Origin of the sequence: Streptomyces sp. NPDC057428 (assembly GCF_042803195.1) — a bacterium.
In the GTDB taxonomy this organism is placed as follows: Bacteria; Actinomycetota; Actinomycetes; order Streptomycetales; family Streptomycetaceae; genus Streptomyces.
In genome coordinates this window covers 1-6287 of the sequence record NZ_JBHVCT010000169.1, presented here as the reverse complement: position 1 = coordinate 6287, position 6287 = coordinate 1, and the positions used below count along the sequence as shown (strand labels likewise).

The window sequence follows — 6287 nt, the reverse complement described above, 5'->3', positions numbered from 1 at the left end:
ACCAACACGCCGGAAACCCAACAACACCCCGCATCAAGCAAGTTGACCGCTGACGACCCACGAGCACGCCACTACCTGCGGATTCGGGTCTGAGGCCGGCCCCCGCCGGGGCGTCAGGACTCGAACGTGGCCGCGAGCGCGTCGGCCAGACCTGGGACCAGGCCGGCGCCGGTCAGGACCTCGGTCGGGGAGTCCTTCTCGCGCAGCCTGACCGCGGAGTCGCGGGCTCCGTCGCGCAGCACTGCCACGGTCATCCGCACTTCCTGCCGGTCGGGGTGGTCGGCGACCCACTTGGTGAGTTCGGCATCGCCGAGGCCCTCCGGTACGGAGGCCTCCGCCGACGGCGGCAGCATCAGCCGTTCCACGGTCATGGCGCAGCCGACCACGGCGTCGGGCCAGGCGATCGTGGCGAGGAACTCGTCCAGCGCTGTGCCGTCGGGCAGCTCCTCCTGCTCGACGGGGGTGAGGGTGGCGGGCACCGAAGCGGTGTCGTCGAGGCCGAGCTGGGCGGCGAGGCCCGGCTCCTGGGCGCGCAGCCGCGCGGTGTCGACCAGGGCGAACAGCCGGGCGGGCTGGTCCCAGCCGAGCGTTGCGGCATAGGCGTCGATCTCGAGGACGGCGACGGTGAGAGGACTCGCGGCCATCGGGGGGCCTGAGGGGGAAACGTTGGGCATGGTCAATATCCTGCCTCCTTCCGCCCCGGGAACGGGAACTAGGTAAAGCCTCAGTAAGTTGCATAGGTGGGCTCTACGATCGCGGGGCCCGCTTCACACAACCGCGAACTTCGAGGTGCGCACGTTGGCTTTCCAGATGCCGGACCGCGGCGGAGGCCCGACCGGGCCACGGATCAGAGTCGGCCGCCCGTCCCGGCGCGTCCGTACCCTGCTCATGACTCTGGGGGTCCTGGCGGTTCTCGCCGTGGCCTTCGTCATGTTCGCCGGGTTCTGGACGGACTGGCTCTGGTACAGGTCGGTCTCGTATTCGTCCGTCTTCACCACCACCCTGTGGACCAAGATCGGACTGTTCCTCGTCTTCGGACTGCTGATGGCCGTGGCCCTCGGCGTGAACATCTGGCTCGCGCACCGGCTCCGGCCGCCGCTGAGCGCGATGTCGACGGAGCAGCAGAGCCTCGACCGCTACCGGATGAGCGTCGCCCCGTACAAGAAGTGGGTGCTGCTCGCCGTCACCGCGCTCGTCGGCCTGATCGCCGGGGCCTCGGCCTCGGGACAGTGGCGAACGTGGCTGATGTATGTGAACGGTGTGTCGTTCGGGCAGAAGGACCCCCAGTTCAAGCTGGACGTGTCCTTCTACGCCTTTGACCTGCCGTGGTACCGCTTCCTGCTCGGGTTCGGCTTCGCGGCCGTCGTCCTGTCGCTGATCGCGGCTGCACTCACCCACTACCTGTACGGCGGACTGCGGGTCACCAGCCCCGGCGCCCGCGCCACGGGAGCGGCCACCGGCCATCTCTCCGTGCTGCTCGGCATCTTCGTCGCGCTGAAGGCCGTGGCCTACTGGCTCGACCGGTACGGCCTGGCGGTGAAGTCCAGCGACTTCAAGGCCACGGACAACTGGACGGGCCTGCGGTACGTCGACGCCAACGCCTACCTGCCGGCGAAGACCATCCTGTTCTGCATCGCCGTGATCTGCGCCGTGCTGTTCTTCGCGACGCTCTGGCGGCGCACCTGGCAGCTGCCGGTGATCGGCTTCGGACTGATGGTGCTCTCCGCGATCCTGATCGGCGGGCTCTACCCGGCGATCGTGCAGAAGTTCCAGGTCCAGCCGAACGAGCAGGCCAAGGAAGCCCCGTTCATCCGGAAGAACATCGACGCGACGCGTGATGCCTACGACATCGACGACGCGCAGGTGGACGACTACTCCGGCAAGAGCACGACCACGGACGGGGCCAAACTCCGGGCCGACGCCGACGCGGCCGCCAGTTACCGGGTGATGGATCCCAACGTCGTCTCCCCGGCCTTCCAGCAGCTCCAGCAGAAGAGGAACTACTACCAGTTCCCCAAGACGCTGGACGTCGACCGGTACAAGGGCGAGGACGGCAAGGAGCAGGACACCGTCATCGGCCTGCGCGAGCTGAACCTCGACGGTCTCCCCAAGCGGAACTGGATCAACGACCACTTCACGTACACCCACGGCTACGGCGCCATCGCTGCGCGCGGCACCACGACGGGCACCAACCCGACGGGCTCCCCGGACTTCACCGAGTCGGGCCTCCCGACCACAGGTGAACTGCCGAAGTACGAGCAGCGGATCTACTACGGCGAGAAGACCGAGCAGTACTCCATCGTCGGAGGGCCCCAGAAGGAGCTCGACTACGAGGAGGACGGTGAGAAGACCACCAGCTACAAGGGCGACAGCGGGGTCAGTCTCTCCAGCGCCTTCAACCGCGCCGCCTACGCGGTCTCCTTCGGCGAGCCGCAGATTCTGTATTCGGGAGCCATCGGCGACGGTTCGCGGATCCTGTACAACCGCACCCCCAAGGAACGCGTCGAAGCGGTGGCGCCCTGGCTGACCATCGACGGGGACGCCTATCCGGCGGTCGTCGGCGGACGGATCCAGTGGGTCGTCGACGCGTACACCACGACCAACGGCTATCCGTACGCCTCGCGTACGACGCTGGGTGACACCACGGTCGACTCGCTGACCACCAACCAGCGCGCGGTCGTCGCCCAGCAGAACCAGGTCAACTACATCCGCAACTCGGTGAAGGCCACCGTCGACGCGTACGACGGCAAGGTCAAGCTCTACGAGTGGGACACCGAGGACCCGGTGCTCAAGACGTGGCGCAAGGCCTTCCCGGGGACCGTGAAGTCCCGGGACGACATCCCGAAGGACCTGATGGACCACCTTCGGTACCCGCAGGACCTGTTCAAGGTGCAGCGGGAGCTGCTCACGCGCTACCACGTCCAGAACCCCGCGCAGTTCTACAGCGGGAGCGACGCCTGGCAGGTGCCGGACGACCCCACCAACAAGGAGCCGGGTGCCGTTCCGCCGTACTACCTGAGCATGAGGATGCCGGGCCAGGACACGCAGAAGTTCTCCCTGACCACGACGTTCACACCGAAGGGACGACCCAACCTGGGGGCGTTCATGGCGGTGGACGCGGACGCGGCCAGTGACGACTACGGCACGATAAGGCTGTTGAGAGTCACCACCACGGTGAAGGGCCCCGGCCAGGTCCAGAGTGAGCTCAACGGCAACGACGACGTCGCCGAGTTCGTGAGGAACCTCAAGGGCACCGACTCGGACATCGAGTACGGCAACCTGCTCACCGTGCCGCTGGACGGAGGCTTCCTCTACGTCGAGCCGGTGTACACGCGCGGTGGCACGCAGAACTACCCTCTGCTGCGCAAGGTGGCCGCTTCGTACGGGTCGAAGATCGTCTTCGAGAACAGTCTCGGGGAGGCGCTCAACGCGGTCTTCGGTGTCGAGGGTTCCGATACGACGAACCCGCCGACGCAGCCCACCGAGCCACCGGGCGACACCACGGAGCCCCCGGCCACCGGGGACGCCGCGCTGAAGAAGGCCATCGCGGACGCCCAGAAGGCCTACACGGCCGGTGAGGAAGCCCTGCAGAAGCAGGACTGGACCGCGTACGGCAAGGCGCAGACGGATCTCCAGGACGCGCTCAGGAAGGCCGCGGCGGCCCAGCCCAAGGCCGGCGGCGGCGGCGCCGAGTCGTCGGACGAATCCGGCGGCGAGGGCGCTGACCAGGGCAGCTGAGAAAGCTCCACCCCGCGTCGTGGTACGGTTTGAACACAACGACGCGGGGTGGAGCAGCTCGGTAGCTCGCTGGGCTCATAACCCAGAGGTCGCAGGTTCAAATCCTGTCCCCGCTACTGAATGACGAAGGCCCGGATCCCTTTTTGGATCCGGGCCTTCGTCATGTCGTGTGCCCTCCTCTCAAGTTGTGCGACTGAAGTGCGGTTCGCTGAGCACGAGTTGGGTGCGAACGTGTTTCACTTGTCTCTCTGTGGGCATGTCGACAAAACGCTGAAGTGACCTCACTGGCCGCGATATACCAGGTATATGCGGGTTACAGGTGGTGCGACGATGGTATTTATGGGGGACAGGGCAACTCTGTTGGAGACAGGGCGGTTTGTGCAGCGACGCGGTCGGACGGCGAAAAACATGGCAGATGCGGCTTTTGTCGCTGCCGTGGCCGAGACCTCCGCGGGTGCGCGCGGCACCGCCGCCGTCGCCGTGCACCTCGACGAGCCGAGGGACAGCGCCTTCGATGCCACGGACGCGGACACGGTCGAGAGCACCGACACCGCGGACCACTCCGACGAGACCGAGGCGCGGCACCGACGTGCCGCCGAGGCCGGTGACACCGGGTCGATGAGCGTGCTCGGTGCTCTCCTGCTGCGCCGCGGCGACCTGGACGGTGCCGAGACCTACCTGCGCGCGGCCACGGCCGAGGGCGACCGGGCCGCGGCCAACAACCTGGGCGTCCTTCTGCATCAGCGCGGGTACCCGGACGAGGCGGCCGGCTGGTGGCGCATCGCCGCCGTGGCGGGCTCCGCCGCCGCCGCGCACGCTCTCGGGCGTCACTTCCGCGAACGCGGTGACGAGCCCGGAGCCGAGTACTGGCTGCGGCAGTCCGCCGAGCAGGGCCACGCGCTGGGCGCGTACGCCCTCGCCGACCTGCTGGAGCACCGGGGCGACGTCGGTGCCGAGCGCTGGCTGCGCGCCGCGGCGGAACAGGGCCACCGGGAGGCCGCGTACCGCCTGGCGCGGACGGTCGAGCGCAACGCCGTCACAGACGCCTACGACACCCTCGGCCCGGGACGTGTCCTGGGCGGGGGTGTGCCGCCGGAGCGTCCGGTCACGGGGCAGGCGGTGAAGCGGGACAGCCCCGTCGCGGGCCCCGACGCCGACCGGGTCGGCGAGGCCGAGCAGTGGTACCGGCAGGCCGCCGCGCGGGGGCACCGCCGGGCGGCTCTCCATCTCGGCGCCATCCTCGAGCAGCGCGGGGAGCTGAAGGAGGCCGGTCGCTGGTACCTCACCGCCGCCAAGGAGGGCGAGCCCCGCGCGGCGTGCGCCCTGGGCTTCCTGCTGCGGGACGCGGGCGACGAGGAGAGTGCGGCCGTGTGGTGGCTGCGTGCGGCCCAGGACGGTGACGGCAACGCCGCCAACGCACTGGGCGCGCTGCACGCCGCCCGCGGCGAGCAGCAGACGGCCGAGCGCTGGTACCGCGCCGCGATGGACGCGGGCGACGTCAACGGCGCGTACAACCTCGGCCTGCTCTGTGCCGCCCAGGACCGGATCCCGCAGGCGGAGCAGTGGTACCGCCGGGCCGCCTACGCCGGCCACCGCGAGGCGGCCAACGCACTGGCCGTGCTGCTGCTCCAGGCCGGGGACGCGAGCGGTGCGGAGCCGTGGTTCTCCAAGGCCGCCGAAGCGGGCAGCGTGGACGCCGCGTTCAACCTCGGCATCCTGCACGCGGGCCGCGACGAGGACCGTACGGCCTTCGGCTGGTACCAGCGGGCGGCGGCGGCAGGGCACACCGACGCCGCGCTCCAGGTGGGCATGGCCCTGTTGCGGGACGGCGAGGAGCAGGAGGCGGAGCGTCATCTGCGCTGTGCGGCCGGCGGTGGCAGCGCCGAGGCCGCCTTCCGGCTGGCAGGAGTGCTCGACCTGCGCCAGCCTGCGCCCGGCCCTCCTGCCCTGGGGGAGCCGATGCCGGAGAAGACCGAGTGCGAGGAGTGGTACGAGAGGGCGGCCGAGCAGGGGCACCGCCGTGCCCAGGTGCGGGCCGGGATGCTCGCTGCGGCGCGCGGGGACATGGCGAGCGCCGCCCGCTGGTACCGCGAGGCCGCCGAGTCCGGCAGCCGCAACGGTGCCTTCAACCTCGGCCTGCTGCTCGCCCGGGAGGGCAGCGAGCGCGAAGCCGCCCTGTGGTGGAGCCGCGCCGCCAACGACGGGCACGGCCGGGCCGCGCTGCGCCTCGCGCTGCTCGCCGCGCGTCGGGGCGAGCTCGCGGAGGGGCAGCGCTGGTGCGCCCGTGCGGTCGAGTTGGGCCCGGCCGAGGTGACCGAGCGGGCCGCCCGGCTGCTCGAGGCTCTGCACCAGGAGCTCACCGCGTGACGCGGCGCGGCGGGCGCTTCGGCACCCGCGCGCGGGTGACCGGGGAATGAATTTGCTCCGTCCGGCGGAGGTGACGTACTGTTGCACTCACAACGACGCGGGGTGGAGCAGCTCGGTAGCTCGCTGGGCTCATAACCCAGAGGTCGCAGGTTCAAATCCTGTCCCCGCTACTGAAGACAGAG

The 6287-nt window shown here is 69.7% G+C and carries 3 protein-coding genes and 2 tRNA genes; 4 read left to right on the top strand and 1 reads right to left on the bottom strand.

Going from position 1 to position 6287, the window contains the following annotated elements; all coding sequences use genetic code 11:
- Positions 1-113: 113 nt before the first annotated feature.
- A complete protein-coding gene (locus ACFU5K_RS31015) occupies positions 114-674 on the bottom strand; it encodes a PPA1309 family protein (protein ID WP_384067812.1) in 561 nt (186 codons plus the stop codon).
- Positions 675-810: 136 nt separating this feature from the next.
- Here ACFU5K_RS31015 and ACFU5K_RS31010 point away from each other — a divergent pair, with 136 nt between their 5' ends.
- The 4 genes from ACFU5K_RS31010 (at position 811) to ACFU5K_RS30995 (ending at position 6275) form a co-directional block, all read left to right on the top strand.
- Entirely contained in the window at positions 811-3738 is a 2928-nt protein-coding gene (locus tag ACFU5K_RS31010; RefSeq protein WP_384067819.1) for a UPF0182 family protein, read from the top strand.
- Between the two features lie 42 nt (positions 3739-3780).
- A tRNA-Met gene (locus ACFU5K_RS31005) sits at positions 3781-3854 on the top strand.
- Between the two features lie 214 nt (positions 3855-4068).
- Positions 4069-6105, top strand: coding sequence for a sel1 repeat family protein (locus ACFU5K_RS31000; RefSeq protein WP_384067815.1), 2037 nt, complete (start codon positions 4069-4071; stop codon positions 6103-6105).
- 96 nt (positions 6106-6201) lie between these two features.
- Positions 6202-6275: transfer RNA gene (locus ACFU5K_RS30995), tRNA-Met, on the top strand.
- Positions 6276-6287: the final 12 nt, after the last annotated feature.

Excerpts from the sequence above, each read along its gene's own strand:
- ACFU5K_RS31010 (WP_384067819.1), top strand. The coding sequence starts at position 811 with ATGCCGGACCGCGGCGGAGGCCCGACCGGGCCACGGATCAGAGTCGGC.
- ACFU5K_RS31015 (WP_384067812.1), bottom strand. The coding sequence starts at position 674 with ATGCCCAACGTTTCCCCCTCAGGCCCCCCGATGGCCGCGAGTCCTCTC.
- ACFU5K_RS31000 (WP_384067815.1), top strand. The coding sequence starts at position 4,069 with ATGGTATTTATGGGGGACAGGGCAACTCTGTTGGAGACAGGGCGGTTT.